The 19,548-nt window shown below is 34.4% G+C and carries 24 protein-coding genes; 11 read left to right on the forward strand and 13 right to left on the reverse strand.

The window, feature by feature from the left end:
* Positions 1-165: 165 nt before the first annotated feature.
* Positions 166-855: a metal-dependent hydrolase gene (locus tag HMPREF3177_RS02265; protein ID WP_070456784.1), complete on the reverse strand. Its 690-nt coding sequence runs from the start codon at positions 853-855 to the stop codon at positions 166-168.
* 89 nt (positions 856-944) lie between these two features.
* On the opposite strand from HMPREF3177_RS02265, the gene HMPREF3177_RS02270 reads away from it, so the two are divergent.
* On the forward strand, positions 945-1,514 hold the full coding sequence (locus HMPREF3177_RS02270) for a hypothetical protein (RefSeq protein WP_068129291.1): 570 nt from the start codon (positions 945-947) through the stop codon (positions 1,512-1,514).
* Here the strand turns inward: HMPREF3177_RS02270 and ald are convergent.
* On the reverse strand, positions 1,506-2,618 hold the full coding sequence (gene ald, locus HMPREF3177_RS02275) for an alanine dehydrogenase (protein WP_070456787.1): 1,113 nt from the start codon (positions 2,616-2,618) through the stop codon (positions 1,506-1,508). The genes HMPREF3177_RS02270 and ald overlap by 9 nt on opposite strands.
* Before the next feature lie 199 nt (positions 2,619-2,817).
* On the opposite strand from ald, the gene HMPREF3177_RS02280 reads away from it, so the two are divergent.
* Positions 2,818-3,318 carry a universal stress protein gene (locus HMPREF3177_RS02280; RefSeq protein WP_068129290.1) on the forward strand — a complete coding sequence of 167 codons (501 nt, stop codon included), beginning with the start codon at positions 2,818-2,820 and terminating at the stop codon, positions 3,316-3,318.
* Positions 3,319-3,369: 51 nt separating this feature from the next.
* On the opposite strand, the gene HMPREF3177_RS02285 is transcribed toward HMPREF3177_RS02280, so the two are convergent.
* The 8 genes from HMPREF3177_RS02285 to HMPREF3177_RS02320 form a co-directional block, all read right to left on the reverse strand.
* Complete coding sequence (locus tag HMPREF3177_RS02285) at positions 3,370-4,785, reverse strand: aldehyde dehydrogenase family protein (RefSeq protein ID WP_070456790.1); 1,416 nt, start codon at positions 4,783-4,785, stop codon at positions 3,370-3,372.
* 66 nt (positions 4,786-4,851) lie between these two features.
* Entirely contained in the window at positions 4,852-5,736 is an 885-nt protein-coding gene (locus HMPREF3177_RS02290; RefSeq protein WP_070456793.1) for a class I SAM-dependent methyltransferase, read from the reverse strand.
* 63 nt (positions 5,737-5,799) lie between these two features.
* Positions 5,800-6,300 (reverse strand): thiol peroxidase, encoded by a 501-nt coding sequence (gene tpx / locus HMPREF3177_RS02295; RefSeq protein WP_070456796.1) that lies wholly within the window; start codon positions 6,298-6,300, stop codon positions 5,800-5,802.
* Positions 6,301-6,303: 3 nt separating this feature from the next.
* The gene (locus HMPREF3177_RS02300; RefSeq protein WP_070456800.1) at positions 6,304-6,813 is read right to left on the reverse strand and encodes an RDD family protein; all 510 of its coding nucleotides are present in this window, start codon (positions 6,811-6,813) and stop codon (positions 6,304-6,306) included.
* An 11-nt stretch (positions 6,814-6,824) separates the two neighbouring features.
* Positions 6,825-7,826 (reverse strand): signal peptide peptidase SppA, encoded by a 1,002-nt coding sequence (gene sppA / locus HMPREF3177_RS02305; protein WP_070456803.1) that lies wholly within the window; start codon positions 7,824-7,826, stop codon positions 6,825-6,827.
* A 47-nt stretch (positions 7,827-7,873) separates the two neighbouring features.
* The gene (gene thiI, locus HMPREF3177_RS02310; RefSeq protein WP_070456807.1) at positions 7,874-9,070 is read right to left on the reverse strand and encodes a tRNA uracil 4-sulfurtransferase ThiI; all 1,197 of its coding nucleotides are present in this window, start codon (positions 9,068-9,070) and stop codon (positions 7,874-7,876) included.
* Entirely contained in the window at positions 9,060-10,187 is a 1,128-nt protein-coding gene (locus tag HMPREF3177_RS02315; protein WP_070456809.1) for a cysteine desulfurase family protein, read from the reverse strand. The genes thiI and HMPREF3177_RS02315 overlap by 11 nt, the downstream gene beginning before the upstream one ends.
* A gap of 49 nt (positions 10,188-10,236) precedes the next feature.
* Entirely contained in the window at positions 10,237-11,931 is a 1,695-nt protein-coding gene (locus HMPREF3177_RS02320) for a septation ring formation regulator EzrA (protein WP_070456811.1), read from the reverse strand.
* Positions 11,932-12,040: 109 nt separating this feature from the next.
* On the opposite strand from HMPREF3177_RS02320, the gene HMPREF3177_RS02325 reads away from it, so the two are divergent.
* The 4 genes from HMPREF3177_RS02325 (at position 12,041) to HMPREF3177_RS02340 (ending at position 14,463) form a co-directional block, all read left to right on the forward strand.
* Positions 12,041-12,511, forward strand: a complete 471-nt coding sequence (locus HMPREF3177_RS02325) for a GAF domain-containing protein (RefSeq protein ID WP_070456814.1) — start codon at positions 12,041-12,043, stop codon at positions 12,509-12,511.
* A gap of 225 nt (positions 12,512-12,736) precedes the next feature.
* Positions 12,737-13,339, forward strand: a complete 603-nt coding sequence (rpsD, locus tag HMPREF3177_RS02330; RefSeq protein WP_068129271.1) for a 30S ribosomal protein S4 — start codon at positions 12,737-12,739, stop codon at positions 13,337-13,339.
* 63 nt (positions 13,340-13,402) lie between these two features.
* Positions 13,403-13,960, forward strand: coding sequence for a DUF5067 domain-containing protein (locus HMPREF3177_RS02335; protein WP_070456817.1), 558 nt, complete (start codon positions 13,403-13,405; stop codon positions 13,958-13,960).
* Positions 13,961-14,115: 155 nt separating this feature from the next.
* The gene (locus HMPREF3177_RS02340) at positions 14,116-14,463 is read left to right on the forward strand and encodes a zinc ribbon domain-containing protein YjdM (protein ID WP_070456820.1); all 348 of its coding nucleotides are present in this window, start codon (positions 14,116-14,118) and stop codon (positions 14,461-14,463) included.
* A 46-nt stretch (positions 14,464-14,509) separates the two neighbouring features.
* Here the strand turns inward: HMPREF3177_RS02340 and HMPREF3177_RS02345 are convergent, their stop codons facing one another.
* Positions 14,510-14,875 carry a DoxX family protein gene (locus HMPREF3177_RS02345; protein WP_070456823.1) on the reverse strand — a complete coding sequence of 122 codons (366 nt, stop codon included), beginning with the start codon at positions 14,873-14,875 and terminating at the stop codon, positions 14,510-14,512.
* Between the two features lie 50 nt (positions 14,876-14,925).
* On the opposite strand from HMPREF3177_RS02345, the gene HMPREF3177_RS02350 reads away from it, so the two are divergent.
* The 5 genes from HMPREF3177_RS02350 to HMPREF3177_RS08470 all read left to right on the forward strand — a co-directional run bounded on the left by HMPREF3177_RS02350 (position 14,926) and on the right by HMPREF3177_RS08470 (position 18,600).
* The gene (locus HMPREF3177_RS02350) at positions 14,926-15,363 is read left to right on the forward strand and encodes an SACOL1771 family peroxiredoxin (protein WP_070456826.1); all 438 of its coding nucleotides are present in this window, start codon (positions 14,926-14,928) and stop codon (positions 15,361-15,363) included.
* A gap of 59 nt (positions 15,364-15,422) precedes the next feature.
* Positions 15,423-15,962 (forward strand): hypothetical protein, encoded by a 540-nt coding sequence (locus tag HMPREF3177_RS02355; RefSeq protein WP_070456829.1) that lies wholly within the window; start codon positions 15,423-15,425, stop codon positions 15,960-15,962.
* Positions 15,963-16,657: 695 nt separating this feature from the next.
* Positions 16,658-17,767 carry an ABC transporter permease gene (locus tag HMPREF3177_RS02365; RefSeq protein ID WP_371440530.1) on the forward strand — a complete coding sequence of 370 codons (1,110 nt, stop codon included), beginning with the start codon at positions 16,658-16,660 and terminating at the stop codon, positions 17,765-17,767.
* Positions 17,764-18,426, forward strand: a complete 663-nt coding sequence (locus HMPREF3177_RS02370) for an ABC transporter ATP-binding protein (protein WP_070456837.1) — start codon at positions 17,764-17,766, stop codon at positions 18,424-18,426. The genes HMPREF3177_RS02365 and HMPREF3177_RS02370 overlap by 4 nt, the downstream gene beginning before the upstream one ends.
* Before the next feature lie 3 nt (positions 18,427-18,429).
* The gene (locus HMPREF3177_RS08470) at positions 18,430-18,600 is read left to right on the forward strand and encodes a hypothetical protein (RefSeq protein ID WP_168161300.1); all 171 of its coding nucleotides are present in this window, start codon (positions 18,430-18,432) and stop codon (positions 18,598-18,600) included.
* A gap of 24 nt (positions 18,601-18,624) precedes the next feature.
* Here HMPREF3177_RS08470 and HMPREF3177_RS02375 read toward each other — a convergent pair whose 3' ends face one another.
* Together HMPREF3177_RS02375 and HMPREF3177_RS08425 are read right to left on the reverse strand one after the other, a co-directional pair.
* Positions 18,625-19,248: a hypothetical protein gene (locus HMPREF3177_RS02375; RefSeq protein ID WP_070456839.1), complete on the reverse strand. Its 624-nt coding sequence runs from the start codon at positions 19,246-19,248 to the stop codon at positions 18,625-18,627.
* Between the two features lie 11 nt (positions 19,249-19,259).
* Positions 19,260-19,547: a hypothetical protein gene (locus HMPREF3177_RS08425; RefSeq protein WP_148128590.1), complete on the reverse strand. Its 288-nt coding sequence runs from the start codon at positions 19,545-19,547 to the stop codon at positions 19,260-19,262.
* Position 19,548: the final 1 nt, after the last annotated feature.

Genomic DNA, 19,548 nt, shown 5'->3' on the forward strand with positions numbered 1-19,548 from the left:
CCCATTTTTGTTAAATATAATTTTTTATCTAACAAATTTCGCCCGCCACAGCCGATTTTTGTTAATTATCCTAATATATTTAACAAATTTTCACCTACATGACTAATTTTTGTTAATTAAGATGAAAAAACACAAAGTCCACCCGACCTTAACCTCACATCGAGATTATTTAAACGTCACCGCTTCACCTGGCTTTAAAATCTGGCACTCTGTTTTGAGCGCTTGTTTAAAGTTTTCCGGATCTTGTTCAATTGGTGGGAATGTATTGTAATGTACAGGCACTACAACACGTGGCTGAATTAATTCGTCTGTTGCGTGAATCGCGTCGCTAATTCCCATTGTAAAGTGGTCACCGATTGGTACGAATGCAACATCGATCTCACCATTTAATGTATTGATGAGTTTTAAATCACTAAAGATTGCTGTATCCCCTACATGATATATCTTTTTATCGCCAAGAGTTAAAATGATTCCTGTAGGCATTCCGCCGTAATGAACGTTTCCGTCATCGTCTGTATAGCTTGATGAATGGAATGCTTGCACGAATTTTACTTTGATACTATCAAACGACTTCTCTCCTCCGATGTTCATGCCTACCGTGTTTAATCCTTGAGTTTCTAAATATCCCGCTAATTCAACTGGCGCAATAACTGTTGCATCGTTGTTTTTAGCAATTTCAACCGTGTCTCCAACGTGGTCATTATGTGCATGCGTGAGTAAAATATAATCTACCTTTACGTCTTCAACTTTTAAATCTGTTAATTCATTTCCAGTGATGAAAGGATCGAAAATCCCTTTTACACCATCGTGTTCAAACTGAACGACTGAATGTCCGTGATACGTTACTTTTGTCATTATATTTCCTCCTTTATATACTGTATTTATAACCGAATTTTTAAAAGATTAACCATATAGATGTGCTATATTATGTTAGAGGTGTTGTTATGACTACTATTTTTAAAGTTAATTCATTGACTGAATCTGAGGACTTCGTATTTTTTACAAATCACCAATTAGAATCTAATCCACTCGTTGCAAAGATGTATAAAATGATGCATCAAAATTCGACTGTTCTAATTTCACTCAACTATTTAAATGAATTAGATCCTTTTATTATTCAAAACATTCATTATGAAACGATAAAAGAAACGGATAGCATCGATGGTTACGTGACGGATCAATGTATCGTCAAGAATGAATTAGACAGTAACTTTTTAAGAGAACTGTCAACGATGGTTAAGGATAAACACCTAATTATCGGCCCGTCGTTTTCCAATATCCCATACTTTTTACAGTCTAAAAATTTAGAGTTAGCCATTCAGCATAACGCAACTGCAGTCATGTATGATGTGAGAAATATAGATTTTAAAAACTATAACGAATTAAAGCCGCTCGCAAAACTAAAGTCATTTGCGAGAAAGCGTATTGAAATTATCCCAGTCGTTGAATCCGTAGAAAAAAGAGATGAGCTACAATCACTCATCCCTTTTCAAACAGTCTGTATATTAGATTAATGAATCAATTTCAACGTATTCTAAATCTTGTGCTTCTGCAACAGCTTTATAAGTCACGTGACCTTTATACACGTTGAAGCCTTCTTTAAGTCCTGCGTTACGTTTTGCCGCTTCTTCAGCACCTAAGTTTGCGATTTGAAGACCGTATTGTAACGTAGCGTTTGTTAATGCGATTGTTGACGTTCTAGGTACTGCACCTGGCATGTTCGCAACTGTGTAGTGAATTACACCGTGTTTCACGTACGTTGGGTCGTCGTGAGTTGTAATGCGGTCAGATGTTTCAAAGTTACCGCCTTGGTCGATTGCGATGTCAACAACGACTGAACCGTCACCCATGTTTTTAATCATTTCTTCAGTCACTAATACAGGAGCTTTTGCACCTGGAATTAACACTGATCCAATGACGACGTCACTCGACTCAACTTCTTTTTTAATGTTCATCGGTGTAGACATTAACGTCTGCACTGAATCACCAAATAACTCATCTAACTCTCTTAAACGATGTGGGTTTAAATCTAAAATTGTAACTCTCGCACCGAGTCCAACCGCAATTTTCGCTGCGTTTGTACCTGCGTTACCTCCACCGATAATCGTAACTTTACCACGGTCTACTCCAGGTACACCTGCAAGTAAAATACCACGTCCACCTTTAATTGCTGATAAATTTTCTACCGCCACTTGAGTTGCCATACGTCCAGCAACTTCACTCATCGGTTGTAATAGTGGTAATCCACCAAATCTGTCGACGATTGTTTCATAAGCAATCGCTGTAACTTTTTTATCAATTAAGGCTTTCGTTAAGTCGACCTCTGGTGCTAAGTGGAAGTACGTAAAGATAATTTGGTCTTCTTTAAAGAAATCGAACTCTTCTTTAAGTGGTTCTTTAACTTTAACGACCATATCAACGTCCCATGCTTCTTTTGCTGATGAAACAATTGTTGCTCCTTTTTCTACATACTCTTCATTACTGAAGAAAGAACCAACACCAGCATCAGATTCAATACGCACTTCGTGTCCTGCTTGGACAAATGCATATGCTGCATCCGGCGTAAGCCCAACACGGTTTTCGTTGTTTTTAATTTCCTTAGGTACACCAATAATCATGAAGTATAACCCCTTTTCTTTTGTTATGAAAACTCTTTCTTTATTTTATATTAACATACTCATTCATAAAAATGTTATCGTTATCATACAAAATTTGGTAAAATAAAATTAACAGTACAAGTTAGCAAATTTTAATTACTATTTGATTATTTTTAGTCGCTAAAGGGTATAGTGTACTGAAAGTTAAGGAGGAAATGACATGTTAGATTACAAAAACATTTTAATCGCAGTCGATGGATCACACGAAGCAGAGTGGGCATTTGAAAAAGCTGTTAACTTAGCTAAGAAAACGGACGCACGTTTAATCGTCGCAAACGTTATTGATACGAGAAGTTACGCATCAGTTGAAGCGTATGATCGTACGATTTCAGCACGTGCTAAAAACTTTGCAGATAAGCTTTTACAAGGCTATAAAGAAAAAGCACTGGCTGACGGTGTATTAGATGTCGTTACACTCGTAGAATACGGTTCACCGAAATCAGTGATTCCTAAAAAAATTGTTAAAGACACAAATGCAGACTTAGTTGTCGTTGGTTCTACAGGTTTAAACGCAGTTGAACGATTCATTATTGGATCGGTCTCTGAAGCTATTGTACGTCATGCACCATGTGATGTATTAGTTGTAAGAACTGAAACTTTACCTGAAGATTTTGAACCGACAGTCGCAACAGATGAGCTCGTTCAAAATGAAGTAAATTAATTCCCATGAAAATAGCCTCTACTTTTTAAAAAGTAGAGGCTTATTTTTATATTACTCCTTAAATAACACTTTTGTTTCTGTATATTCTTCGATACCGATCCAACCGATTTCTTTACCGATACCAGACTGTTTATAACCACCGAATGGTGCGGCTGGATTTCTTGCTGCACCGTTTATAATGATACTACCTGTGCGTAATTTTTTGGCAACGTCATATGCTTCTTCGTCATTTTCACCAAATACTGCACCATATAACCCGTACGTCGTATCATTTGCGATTTCTATCGCTTCATCGACATCGTTATAAGTGATAATCGATAAAACTGGTCCAAATATTTCTTCTTGGGCGATTTTAGTCTTGTTATCGACTTTCGTAAATACCGTCGGTTCAACGTAATATCCTTTGTCTTCACTTTCTACTCTACCGCCACCGATTAGTAACGTCGCTTCTTGTTTACCGCTGTCGATATAGTCATACACGCGGTCTTGAGCTTCTTTAGAGACGACTGGTCCAATCGTATTGTTTTCATCTTCAGGATTTCCAACACGTACGTTTTCTTCGACATATTGTTTAACATATCCTTCAACTTCTTCGAGTCGAGATTCTGGGACGATTAAACGCGTAAGTGCTGAACACGCTTGTCCTGCGTTGTTAATAATCGCGTCCATCGATTGTTTTACTGCTCTTTTAGCATCACCTTTAGGAAGTAAAATGTTCGGTGATTTTCCTCCGAGTTCTAAGTGTATGTTTTTAATATTACTTTTTGCTTGTTCATAAATGCCTCGACCTACTTTAGTAGATCCAGTAAATGAAATCATATCAACTTTTTCATGTCCAGTTAACGCATCTCCAACTTCACTACCAGACCCAGGGACGATATTAAATACACCTTTTGGAAGGCTTGTTTTATCTATCACTTCAGCAAGTAAAAATGCTGAAACTGGAGTTTTCGTACTCGGTTTTAGTACGACTGTGGCACCAGCGAGTAAAAGACATGTAAGTTTTCTTTGAATCTGATTCAGTGGGAAGTTCCATGGTGTTACTGCTGCTACAACACCTACACCTTCACGCACTAAATCAAATCCATCATGATGTTCAGTAAATTTTACTTTATCCGCGTTTTCAAGTGCGAGTGTCATCTCTTTGATTACTTGTTCCACCTGAGCTGATTTCGTGTAGTTATATGAACTTCCTAATTCTTGTCGAATGACTTTCTCAAAATCTTCTTGTCTCTCTTTAATACCGTTTAAAATTTCTTCAACGTATTTTTGACGCTCTTCATAAGACGTTTCATTGAAGCTTTTAAATGCACGTGCTGCTGCTTCGACTGCTTTATCGACGTCTTCACTATTTGCTTTAGCAACCGTTGTAAAAATTTCTTCTGTCGCTGGATTCTCAACTTCAATCACGTCAGACGTTGAAGGTTTGACCCATTCTCCGTCAATATATATTTTGTCGTATTTCATTTCGTACATCCTCCTTAAAGTCTGTATTACTATTCTATCCGTTTAGTCGTTTAAACAAACATCTGATTATTTTTCGTGCCACGCTTCAACAGTTGATAGAAATTGTTTCATACTGTCTTTGTTTTTAAAATCAGGGATATCTCCAATTAAAACATCTTTATTATTTAATGCCTCGTGCCCTTTTTTCAGTACGATTAAAGACTTTTGACTTTTTTCGTCTTTAAAAATAGTCTTCGGTAAGTTTAAGAACATGAGTAACGTCACATCTTCTTTTATATACGTTTTAAACGTTTCTTGATTTTCCGTTAAGATATTAGAAGGTACTGTAAAAATACCGATACCGTCTTCTTTTGCTTTATTCATCCCCGCTTCAATCATTAAAAGATGCGCAAAACTTCTGCCCTCTTTAAACGCTGTCGTATACCCTTCAACTTCTACCGGATAAAAACCGACAGGTAAATCTCCAACGACTAAATCAACTGGATTAATAAAGTTTTGTTCGATGATATTTTGCGGATATATCTTCATATGTGTCTCTAAAAATTCACATAGATTTGCATTTAACTCAGCGAGCGTTGGATCGATTTCGACACCGTTTAACTGTAGTTCTGAATTTAACTCACTTATCGTCATCGATAAATGGCCAGATCCACTCCCGACATCTAAAACCGAACCGCTACTATTATCGTTTAGTACGTTGCCGATATAGCCGATTGTGTATCCGATGACGTCTGGAGTTAGTTGATGGTTCGGTTGAACTTGCTCTTCTTTTAACTGCTTTAAATAAGCAAATTGAAATGCTTTTCGCTTCTCTATTTTTGTACCCGTTACGTTTACTTCTAATAATGCTCGAGACAATGATTCAATTCGTGATAATCCAGTCTCTTCATGAATGTCATCTGTTTTATTTACTAATGCTTCGTATATTTTTTCTAAATTACTCAGTTCCATTAAAAAGTTCACCTCTAAAAAAATAAGGACTATTCTTTCGAATAGCCCTATTATAACAATTGATTAAATATTTTTTAAAGCGTCAATTGCTTTGTCATAATCTGGTTCATTAGTACCTTCAGGTACGTATTCTACGTAAACAACATTATCGTCTTCGTCTAATACGAATACACTTCTCGCTTGTAAACGTAAATGTGGCATTAGCGTACCGAATTGTTTCGCAAATGATAGATCTTTATGATCTGAAAAAGTCACTGCATTTTCGATACCTTCATCTGCACAAAAACGTTTTTGAGCGAATGGTAAGTCGTTTGAAATTGTAATTAACTGTGTGTTTTCAACATCTGCTGCTTTATTATAAAATGTTTTCGTTTGAACTTGGCAAACTCCTGTATCAAGAGATGGTACAACACTAATCAGCTTTTTTGTATCTGCATATTCTTTTAACGGTTCTACATCTTTTAATTCGCTATTCACGACATTAAAACTATCGATATGTTGACCAACTTCAACAGCTTTTCCGTCTAATTTAACTTCATTTCCACCAAAAGTAATTGTCGTCATAAATTAAACCAGCCCTTCTTTTCTATTAGTCTCTACATCCACAGTATATTCAACCTCTTTTGAGTTTACAACTAATGTGTCTCCGATAAAATCATGAAGTCCCATTCGATTTTCGTTAAATAAAATCATTAAGTACGGTAGGTTTAATAATGCTTGCGTAATATATCGACCGATAAGTTCTCGATATAATACTTGAGCAAATGTTAACTCGTACCCTTTACTTGAAACAACACGAATACCGAAAATCATTTTTCCTAACGTTTGGCCAAAGAAATATGTCATTAAAACGAAGTAAAGGAAAAATACGACCGCTACGACAATGCTGCGTATTGGAATTGCATCAAAAATAACATTTTGATTCATGACGCCTAGCATCGTTAAAATCGGAATAATTGCGATTTGGCGTACCGACCATAAGACGATGAGATCAACGATATATGCGAGGAGACGTATTAACGTATCTGCAACAGGGTAACCCATTTCTTTTTGCAAGAACACTGTTTCTCTTTTCATAATCTCACTCCTTACTCATCATATAAGTACATCGGTTTTGGACCTTGGCGTTTATTGATTAAGTTTTCAACGATTAACGCATCTGAATCGTTAAATAATTGTTTCACGATGCTCGGTCCGTTAAAATTGAACATTGAAAAACGACCTGAACCATAACCATACGTATAAACCTGTGGATTGTCTGAACCAATCTCTTCTTTTAAATCAGCGAGCGCGTCATCAAAGTATCCAATCTCATCTACAAGTCCGTTTTTAATGGCATCACTTCCAAGATATACACGTCCATCTGCTAATTTACGTACTTCTTCTTCACTCATGTTACGCCCTTCAGCAACAACTTTTACGAACTCATCAAACATCGTATCTACCATGTGCTGAACGTATTCTTTTTCTTCTTTAGATGGAGTTTTTGCTCCTGATAACATGTCTTTCATATCGCCTGATGTATATGTGTTAAACTTTACGCCGTATTTTTCAGCAAGCTCACTGTAATCGATACTTTGCATAATTACGCCGATAGAACCCGTAATAGTTTCGTTACTTGCGTAAATTTTATTTGCAGGTGCTGAGACATAATATCCACCACTTGCTGCCATGTTACCCATTGAGCTGTAGATAATTTTCCCTTTATCTTTTGCGATTTTTAAGTACTTGTACACTTCAGCACTTTCAAATACTCCACCACCTGGTGAATTTACGTCGAGTAAAATTGCTTTCACTGAATCATCTTCAATAATTTCTTTTAAAGCATCAACTGTTAAACGATGATTATAACCCGCTACTCCAGAAAATAATCCGCTACCTTGCGGTGTATCTTGAATGACGCCGTCTACACTAATGACCGCGATTCTATTTGACGGGTCACCTTCTTCAATAACGCTAACAGGTGAATCATCTGCAAGACTACTAAATAAGTCTTCAAATTGATCTTTTTGGAATACATTAAATACGCTCATTACAACGCCTGAAATCAGTAAGGCAATTGCTGCGACTAATGCAATCGTTCGTTTCATAAGTTCATCTCCTTTAATATCTGTATGAGTTAGTATAACACAGTGGATTACAGTAAATCCTCAAATTCTGTAGATTCTTGTTCGTTTTTTGATGTGTATGTTGTGATTTGATTTAACGCATCTTCGATGAGTGGTTCAAAGTCGACATTAGATTCATATTTTATGACCGTCTCTAGATTGGGTGATGTCTTTGGTTGTTTTGGTTTAAAAATAGTACAACAATCTTCAAACGGTAATATCGAAGTTTCGTACGTACCGTAATTCACTGCTTTTTGTATTATTTCATTCTTTTCATATGTGAGTAATGGTCGTAGTACTGGGAAATTTGTCACTGCATTAATCGTATTCATACTCGTTAATGTTTGCGATGCAACTTGTCCAATATTCTCTCCATTTACGACCGCTTCCGCACCGATTTTACGTGCGAGACGTTCTGCGATGATTAACATAATACGTCGCGTTGTCGTCATCGAATATCCATCAGGTATTTTATCGTAAATAGTCGTTTGAATATTTGTAAATGGTACGATATGCATTTTAATATCGACACCGGTTTTATCTGCCATAATATCTACAAGTGTCTTTACTTTTTCTAACGATTGTTCACTCGTATACGGTGGAGAGAAAAAGTGAATTGCTTCAATTTCAACACCTCTACGCATAATCTCAAATCCAGCGACTGGGCTATCGATTCCACCAGAAAGCATTAAAACAGTTTTACCACCTGTTCCAAGTGGTAATCCACCGACCCCGTCATACACTTCACTGTACATATAAATTCCGTCATAACGAATTTCTATCATAATCGTATGATCTGGATGATTTATATTCACTGGTCGATTTGTTTCTTTTACGACGTGACCACCGATTAACTGCTGAATTTCATGTGTCTTTAAATGGTACGCTTTGTCGATACGTTTTACTTCAACTTTAAATGTATCGCCCTCTTTAAATGTTGACTCTAATAGTAATGCATTTTCTTTCATCGCTTCATCCGTTTTTTCAAGACGAATAATTGGCGACATGCTTAATATTCCGTTCACATGTTTTAATCGATTGATGACTTCATATGCATCTTCATTTTCTAGATCGATGTACATTCTATCTCTATTCGCACGGATAACGATGTCAAGTCCTTCTAAAGCACGTTCGATTTGCGACACTAATTTACCGATAAACATCTTTCTATTTTTCTTTTTTAACGTAAGTTCGCCGTAACGAACAAGTAGTAAATCATATTTCAACGATGACATCTCCTAATTCTTTATATATTTCATCAAATACTTTTATAAACGTATCTATTTCACTTTCAGTCGTATACTGTCCCATCGTAAGACGGATACTTCCTTCAATCACACGTAACGGATTTCCCATCGCGATGAGTGTTTCGTTCGGTGCGTTACGTTGTGACGCACATGCACTCGTTGTAGATACATAAATATCACGTTTACTTAGTGCGTTCACAATGACTTCACCTTTAGCACCTGTAATCGACAGGTTAATATAATGTGGTACATGTTTAGGCTGGATATATACCCCTTCATATTGTCGAAGCGCCTCACGTATTTTATCGTTAAACGAATTCAACTTATTATACGTATCTTCCATCGTTTCAAAAGATAAACGTAGTGCTTTCGCAGTAGACGCGATACCAGGTAAGTTTACCGTACCACTTCTCACGTTATATTCATGTCCGCCACCGTACATCACTGGATTTAACTGCGCAATATTTTTAACAAATAATCCACCTACACCTTTAACGCCATAAAACTTATGCGCTGAAAACGACACAGCATCCACCCCGCGATAATCGATATTTACCTTACCGACAGCTTGGGTTGCATCGACATGTAAAAATGCTCTGTTATATTGCTTGATGACGTCAACAATTTTCTCGATCGGTTGAATACTCCCGATAATATTGTTAACTGCAATAACCGATACAAAGATTACATCATCCGACATCTTTTCTTGTAAATCTTTGATATCAATGATTCCCTCCGGTGTCGTATCAATAAATACTAATTCGATCCCATCAATATGTCTCAGTACTTCGATAACACTCGGATGTTCAAGTTCTGAAACGAGCACCGTTCGACCGAATTGTTTTTTCTTTTTAATGACGCTTTGAATCACGATGTTATTACTTTCTGTGGCTCCAGAAGTAAATAGTAAGTCGTAATCATTTAATTTAAATAGTTGCTTGATCTGTGTTCTAGAAGCTTCAAGAAGCTTTCTCGCTTCTTGTCCACCTTTACTTAAACTTGCTGTATTATAAAAATATTTTCGATTTACCGTGTCATACGTCTGTAAGACGTCGTCTAATGGACATGTCGTTGCTGCGTTGTCAAAATAAATCATTGTTTCCTTCACCTACCATAAAAAAGACTTAGGAATGCTCCTAAGTCTCTCATCTGTTTTCATATGAGTCGATGATACGCTTTACTGCATCTTCATCAACTTCTCGTAATGCATGTTCTGCAATTTGAAGTGCACGTTTATATCTATTTTCATTGAATAAACGCGTCGCTTCTTCAATTTCACCATCTAATGTACTGTTATCTTTACGATAACGGTTTGCGTATTGAATAATTAACTCAGACAGTTCAGAGTCGTGAATGACTTCATACGCTTCTTGCTCGAAGTTGTTTAATAAAATGACTGCTTTATCGACTTTTTCTTTAATATAACGTACATTTAACGGACGACGTTCAAGATATCTATCGATTTCTTTCACTTCGTTATCGAGTTCATGCTTCATAACGATAAACTGCTCTGGAATTCTCACAAGGTTTGACGTCGTTAATCTATGCATGACTTCTTCTTTTTTGTCATCGATTAAGTTCGTATTATCGATTGCTTCCTCTTCATCGTATTTTAACGACTGTAAGTAATCTAGTACATCTTCTTGCTTTTCATTAATATCTTCAATCGTATGATCGATGTGTTCTAAGTTATCGATAATCTGACTATAGCGCGTCGTATTTTTATTAACTTCAGACTCAATATCTGCATACATCGTAACGAGATCTTCGATTTCGTATTCATATTTATGAATTGTTTGAATTTCTCTATCGTTAATATAATATGCATCTTTAATAAAGTTAATTTCAGTACGTAATGACATGTTTGTGTCTTTCGCTTTAAACAGCATATCACTCACTTTGTCACGTAAATCATCGAACTTAATTTTCGCTTCGACTTCGTGTTCAATTAAGTCATACATATCATCGAGTTCGCTGTGAATACGTTCTAAATCTTCTTCTGCTTCTTCTAATTCTAATTTTGCAATTTTAGGCTCGATTAAATTTAATTCTGTACGTAAGCGTGATAGCGTCGTATCGACTTTGATATGCTCTAAATCATATCCGTCTAATCTTAACTCTCTACAACCATAACGGACTTCTTGAAATTGTGTTGGTAAGTCTTTTTGAACTTCTTTAATAAGCGCAGGGATTTTCTCCATACTCTCTTTTAAATTCGTAAGTTCTTCGTGAATTTCTACGATATGATCGTGTGCGTTATTGTAATTCCCCTCATCGATGAGTGTGTTGTACTTCTCTAGTTCTGGTTCATATGAGTTGATTAACGATTCTAATGGTTTTCTCGAGTCACCGAATTTATGGCCATCTGCTAAAACGTCACGGTTTGCTTCTCTTTGAAGCGTAACCGACTCTTCATATAACTCTTTGCTCTCAGCATTTTGTTTCATAAAGTCGTTAATTTCAACTGTTAACGCATCATATGTAGTCTCGATATTACCGATATGTTGAACGGCATTATCTTCGTTCTTTTTACTATCACTAAATTTAAATTTCTTTAAATTTTCATTTGCAGCTTTAAAATTGCTTTCTGCATGCGTCTTATTGTTGGATAACGCATCTTTCCATCTCTCATCCAAGTGTTCGTATAATTCTTTTGCCTCTCCATGTAGATTGTATGTTTTTAATTTTTCTAAATCTAAATGAAATGGTAATTGAATTACATCTTGTAATCGTGCTTCTTTTTTCTGTACTTCTTCAAGTTTTGATTTTCTTAAAAACAACAGTAATCCGATTACTATAATAACAAGGATAATCAGTCCAATTAAAATGTAAACCCACATACAATTACCCTCCTCAACTTATTATCAATTATAGACTAATTCTTTGAAAGAAAAAACAATAAACAGTATAATTTTTAAAAATGTAACAGTTACTTTAGGAGGATATATAATGTTTGATGATATTCAGCTTAAAAACTATTCAGAACTACACGGAGCACTCGATGCATTACTTGAGGAAAACTTAAACATAACTGCTAATTTGGCAAATGCTTCTGCACTACTTAACCACTTTCTAAAAGATATTAACTGGGTCGGGTTTTATTTATACGATGAAGAACTAGAAAAACTCGTCCTTGGTCCGTTCCAAGGAAAACCTGCATGTACGACTATTGAAGTTGGTAAAGGTGTTTGTGGAACTGCTTATAGAGGTAACGACGTATTTATCGTTGATAACGTCGAAGAATTCCCAGGCCATATCGCGTGTGACGCAACTAGTAAATCAGAAATCGTATTACCGATCTATAAAGACGATAAAGGAATCGGAGTGTTAGATATCGATGCACCGATTTATGAACGATTCGATGAAGAAGACCGCGTTGGTTTAATCGAAGTCGTAGAGATAATTAAAAAGTATTTATAATCGATAAACTGTTGACAAAACGTAGAGATTCAAGTAATATAATAAATTGTGTAAATGAACAATATAAGTAGCAGGTATTTATTCTATGACCTTATGTGATTAGCGGTTGCGATGTGTTGTGTAACCAATGCTATGAGGCGAAGACACTTTGAATCACATATCCATAGAAGTAACTACCCCTTATGATGTTATTTGCATAAATATATCATTAAGGAGGAGTCAATAATGGCTCGTTATACAGGATCGACTTGGAAGAAGTCACGTCGCCTAGGTATTTCATTATCAGGCACAGGTAAAGAATTAGAAAAGCGTCCATACGCTCCAGGTCAACATGGACCAAACCAAAGAGTTAAACTCTCAGAATACGGTTTACAATTAAAAGAGAAGCAAAAGCTTCGTTACATGCATGGAATTAACGAACGTCAATTCCGTACATTATTCGATCGTGCAGGTAAAATGCCTGGAATTCACGGTGAAAACTTCATGATCTTACTTGCTTCACGTTTAGACAACGTAGTATTACGTTTAGGTTTAGCTAAAACACAACGTCAAGCACGTCAATTAGTAAACCACGGACACATCACTGTTAACGGTAAAGTATTAGACATCCCGTCTTACCAACTTTCACCAGGTGAAACAGTTGCTGTACGTGAAAAATCACAAAAATTAAACATCATCGAAGAAGCTATCGAATTCAACAACTTTGTTCCTGAATATCTAAACTTTGACGCTGATAAATTAGAAGGTACATTCGTACGTCAACCAGAACGTAGCGAATTATCAGCTGAAATCAACGAACAATTAATCGTTGAGTACTATTCAAGATAATAATTACCAGCCTCCAAAACGTCTGTTTTTGGAGGCTTTTTTACAACTTTATTAGGAGAAACTATGAAGAAAGTATATTTTACAATTGCGTTGCCTGTTCTATTTTTACTTACGGGTTGTTCAAATGAACCAGTAGAACATTCTCAGAATTCCGATGTTAGTGAAATGAGATCTTCTGTTGCCAGAGAGGAAGTCACAGATGGAAAACAATATTTGGAGAATAAGACTGCATATTTAAGAGATGTTAATGTAACAATTCTTGAATCCGAAGTAATTCCAATGGGCACATATGAATATCAAGAAAATGCTCAACTTGTTATTACATACGAAGTAAAAAATAAAACAAATGAAGATATTAATCCTCTATATGGATATATGATCGCTTTTGATGCTTTTCAAGAAGAGGAAAATGCATTAAAGCGCTTATATGTCGGCCCTACTCCATATATGAATAAATATGACTGGGCACTAGAAACTCAGTTAGACATTATTAAAAAAGATGGTTCTTTAAAAAACATAATTGCGTATGACTTAAGAGACACAGAGACACCGGTTACTTTAATTGCTTCTGACGATGTTTCAGGAGATTATCTCGGTGAAATAATCATACATGTAAAATAAAATTTTAGGTTCTAAACTATATCTCTATCTAATGAGATCAATGTGCATTTCTTGTCATCCTACTCGTCACAACTATGTAAAATAAATAAATATTAAGTATAATAAAAAGGAATAGATATTATATTTAGAGAAAATATTATTTAGGAGGCTTTTTAATGAGTACAACATTACCTGCTTGTCCAAGTTGTAATCAGGAGTATACATATGAGGATGGTCAATTGTATATTTGTCCAATGTGTGGTCATGAATGGACGAAGGATTCTCAACTTGAGTTTGAGGAATCTCAACTCGTTCGTGATGCTCATGGCACGATTTTAAACGATGGTGATTCAATCACTGTGATTAAAGATCTAAAAGTTAAAGGTTCTTCTGATTCGATTAAAAAAGGAACTAATATTAAGAGTATTAGACTAATAGAACCTGAGGACGGACATGATATTGAATGTAAGATTCCTGGTTTTGGCCAGATGAAGTTAAAATCAGAATTTGTAAAGAAGATATAGTATAAAAGCCACCAAGATAGTCAATACTATCTTAGTGGTCTTATTCTTATCTTCTACCTAATTTTAATGCTCCGATGATTAGTGGGATTTGAAGTGGAAGGCGTCCGTATAATACGTATGGATTTGCTTCAGTGCCTGGTTTAAATGGAATTTTCTTTAAAGCCATGTATACATTCGCTGGAAATACTGCAATCATAAATAATGCGATAAGCTTTCCGTATATGTTATTTTTACTTTTAACCCATAATAAAACCGAAAATAGTATTTCTAATACACCAGTAAATTTTACGATAAACGTCTTACAAGGTAATACTGATGGGACGATTCTTCTAAATCCTTCTAAATTAATAAAGTGTAATACTCCTGCACCCATTAATAAAATTGAGTATAATATTCTAAACGTTACTTTCATATAAAAACTTCCTTTCACTAATATAATAAAATAAATTTAAAGGTGATTCTATGATTATGCATGATTTTACAGTTCAAACACTTTGGAATAATGGAAGAAATTCTACAGGAGAATTTAAAGCGGATCATTTAAATGGAAATATTTCAATACCAAGTTCACTTGGTGGGCCCGGTAATGCTTCAAATCCAGATGAGTTGTTAGTTGCGGCCGCTTCAAGTTGCTATATTATTAGTCTGTCTGCAGCGTTAGAGCGTGCGAGATTTACTGACGTTACGATTGAACTAACATCTATCGGCACCGCTTCTTTAAGTGATGATGAACAATTTAAAATGGAAAAAATTACGCATCGCCCTACTATTTCAGTGAATGAAACTGATAAACTTCATAAACGCATCGATCGTTTAATTGAAATCGCAGATCGAAATTGTATGGTGTCTAAAGCAATACGAGGTAATGTTGAAATTATTATTGAACCAATCATTAATTAACGTTGCGGTTTCTAAATACTTCAACTAAAATTTAACTAATACTCTTTTTAGGTGATGTTATGAACACGTACTTAATATTATCGATTATATTTGCTTTAATCACGCTGTACTTTTTTACGGTAACTGTAAAAAAATCACTCCACGAACGTACTGCGATGTGGGCAGGATTTACAGTAGTTAGTTTAGTCATTACAACAATCATTATCGGGTTATATCAACAAGATCGGTTATATTATAACCCAAAAGAAATTCCAGATAATGTGATGAGTCAACAAATACAAGACGTTGTACATGCGTATAATTTACAAGATGACTATTATGAAGCGGATATTCCGAAGTTTAAAAAAGGAGAATATCGTCCAAATACACCTTTGAAGTTCTCTAACTACAAAGTGACGAACATTGTGAAAAAACCAAGAGGACAATATATTACGATTGAAAAGGACAATAATTCCGTCGTTATTTATGACCCAGTAGGAAAAAGAAACATTAAACTCGAACAACAATACACTTTTATTGGATCACCAAGTTTGTCGTATCCATTCGTAGTAAAACTACATTACAATAAAGAAGAAAATTCAAAGTTTAAACTTTTTTAACACTCTCAAAATGCTATGAGAGTGTTTTTTTATAATTTATTTATATTTTATTAGCTTTTCTAAAGGAAACTAATTATAATCTAATTAATATATATAAGTTATATTGTATATATTAATTAGAAAGGAGGAATTTATCAAATGAATTTGAGCCTATTTCGTAAAAATGAAATGATTTATTTTTTTATAATGTATCTAATATGTTACATCATAAATATTTCTCTTTTAAAAATTGATTATATATTAATTGATGAAAATGAAATATTTCGTGGTTTCGCTGATCTATTTATAATATTAAGAATACCAATATCAATAATTTTTTCTTTCGTGATAGTGCTATTACATTATCAATTTTTTGTAAAAAAGAAAGTGGAAATAGTCTCAAGATTTATAGTCGGTGACACGATGCAAAATATAAGGAAAAGATTTTTATACTGCCACTCAATATTGTTACTGACAAGTACAGTAATATCTTTTACGATTAGCTTAGTGATTGGTATCAACATCTTAGAATCGTTATTTTTATTCTTACTATTTAGTATATACATATTAATCTCTTTACAAGGGGTGAAGTTTAAGTGAAAAGGTTTATTTTCTTTGTGGATGAAATATTTATCAAGCGTCCCCTACTATTTTCGGTAATCTTTATGTTGTTCCTACTTTTGAATTCGTTTACATACTTTAGTATCAGTACTTTGATGCATGCGGAACGCGGTTCAGAAGTTTTAAATAGACTTTCGAACAACGATGTATACATAAGTAATATGAAAGTTAAAGATTTCCATAATATGGCTCCTATTTCTGAAGAAAGCGCGCAAGATTTTTATAAATATCTTATAGAAAATTATAAATTCGGAGTTAAACATGAAGGCTCCTCTGTCCTAGGTATCAAGAATGATCATAATCTTCATAATGTTCATGTGATGTATTACGATGAAAATTACTATAACACTTATCAATTTAAAATACAAAAAGGTGACGATTTATATTTTGACTTTAAACCAAATGTAGATCCTATTCCTATATTAATTGGAGAAGGATTATCTAAAACATATAATATTGGGGATATTATAGAGATACCGGAGACATACGGTGGGAATGATTTCAATGAATATGTAGTAACTGGTATTTTAGAGCGCGACAGTAGAATTTCCAATATGTATTTACCAATCACTCGTCAATATCTTAACTACTCAATTATCATGCCATTAAATGAAGATATATTGACGAGTGCAAATAGAGAGATAACGATGAACGGTATTCATGATTTACTTATATTTACGGATTCTGAAGAAGATATAAAAGCTGTTCAAGAAAAAATGAAAAATAGATTTGGAGTCCCCTTTAATTTTTATACACCTGAAGAAAACATTGATGAAGTTAATCAATATTTAAAAATCGGATTCACAATACAATTAGTTATATTCGCAATATTATTCATATTACTCACAGTATTAATATACTGGAACGCATCTATCGCAAGTCGCTTACTGAAAAAGATATTCGCTGTTAACTTTATCGTTGGACTAAGTTATAAAGAACTGAGAATCATTTTAAATACGTTCTTTATTGTGTTACTTAGTCTGAATACTATCGCATTAATTGTCGCATTAAAGCTAGTAAGCTATGAGTCATATGTCATGAAAATAGATAGCAGTATGGTTTTTGGATATTTTGGTATCTTGCCTGAGAGTTGGTTAATCATTGGTGGGATATTTATATCGAACATACTTATATCATTTGTGTTAACAGAAATTATGGTTTATAAATTCAAAAAAATTCCATTTACTTTGGGGGTGTTCGAATGAGTCAAGTGATTGATTTAAGTTTAAAAAGAAAGATGTTTAAAAACAAAAAGACATCTATACTAAATGACTTTTCTCTTACAGTGAATGAAGGCGAAAAGGTCGCAATTATGGGTAAATCTGGTGTCGGTAAAACTTCCCTCTTAAATATTTTAGGGCTAGTAGATAACGAGTATGAAGGTTCTTTAAAACTGTTCAATGAAACAGTCGATAGTTTTTCAGAATCTAAAAAAGCAGCGTTGAGAAATGAAAATATCGGCTTTGTACTCCAAGAGTCATCGTTAATCGAATCGTTAAAAGTTGAAAAAAATATTAAACTCCCCCTACTATATGCGTCTAAAGAGAGACGTGTTAAAGCGGAACAATATTTCGACAAGATTTCTGATGAAATTGGTATTACGAGTGTACTCGATCACCTACCTTCTGAGTGTTCAGGTGGACAAAAAGCACGTGTCGCATTTTTACGTGGAATTATTATGAAGCCTGATATTATTTTATCCGATGAACCGACTGCATTTTTAGATGAAAAAAATAAAAATATTATATTAGATGTATTATTTGATTTAAATAAGCAGTATAACACGACACTGATCACAGTTACACACGATGAAGAAGTCGCTCTTCGTCACGACAGAGTGATATATATAGAAAATGAGGTGTAGATTATGTTTCTACCTATGGTTTTTGCTTTCCTATTTGGTATATTTTTAATCGTGTATGGCTTAGCAATGTTACGAAAAAACAAACTCGGATTCGTCATTTTGTTTATAGGATTAGTACTATTCATATGTGCACTGTATCTTTTCTGGCCAAAGCCAGTCGATGTTATAATGTAAAATGAGAGTCACTCAACGTGACTCTCATTTTTTGTAATACGTAATATATTCGTCTTCAAATTTTACACCGATATAATCTTTACCATATAGTAACATCCAATCGATATCGTCGTATTTTATTTTAATTGGTTCACCATGATATGTTAGTTCCTTTTCTAAATCTAGAAAAAGGATATGTCTTCGTTTATTACCATATTTGATTTTCGTATTCACGATTTTTAACCCTAAATTTAACGTGTTTTTTAAACTCGCTATGTTCTTTGGCATCACTGTACCGATTAAATATTTAAACCGTTTATCTTCTCTTAACTGCTCTAACAAAACGCGTCCCATTTTTAGCTGTAAATTATAACCTCGTAACGATTCATCGATGAATGTTATTTCTGAATATATCGTATCTTCTTGACTAACACCAGCGTCGTCAGCTAAATGATCCGCTTCACCTACTTTAGGTATGTAAAATGCACGGAGTGCTTTTAGTTCATCATTTATAAATACTCCAACGCTGTAATCATTGCTTAGAATTTCTAACATTAAATCTCGTGGTATCGTTTCAAGCATTTCTTTATCTTCTAAATTATCGTACACTTCTTGCTGAAGTTTTAAGACGTCATCGATATGATGCTCTGTTACTTTAACTATTTCCATATGATTCACCTTCAGTTATTAAATAAATAGTTGTTTAAAAATTCGAGTGATTCGATTGGTTGACCTGTAATATATACGTAAATGTAATACAAAATGAATCCGCAGATGATCAATATAAAGAGTACTGCAAAGGTTTTTATAAATCTAAATATAATTTTATAGATAACCATTAGAATCACTAAAAATATAAATATATAAATGAGGTTTGTAATTGTAAAATCAATATGATATATGTCTGTCGCATTGAGTACGAAAGTCAGTAATAACGACAATATGATGAGTACAAATATACGCTTCAAA

Origin of the sequence: Nosocomiicoccus sp. HMSC09A07 (genome assembly GCF_001808485.1) — a bacterium.
Lineage (GTDB): Bacteria > Bacillota > Bacilli > Staphylococcales > Salinicoccaceae > Nosocomiicoccus > Nosocomiicoccus ampullae_A.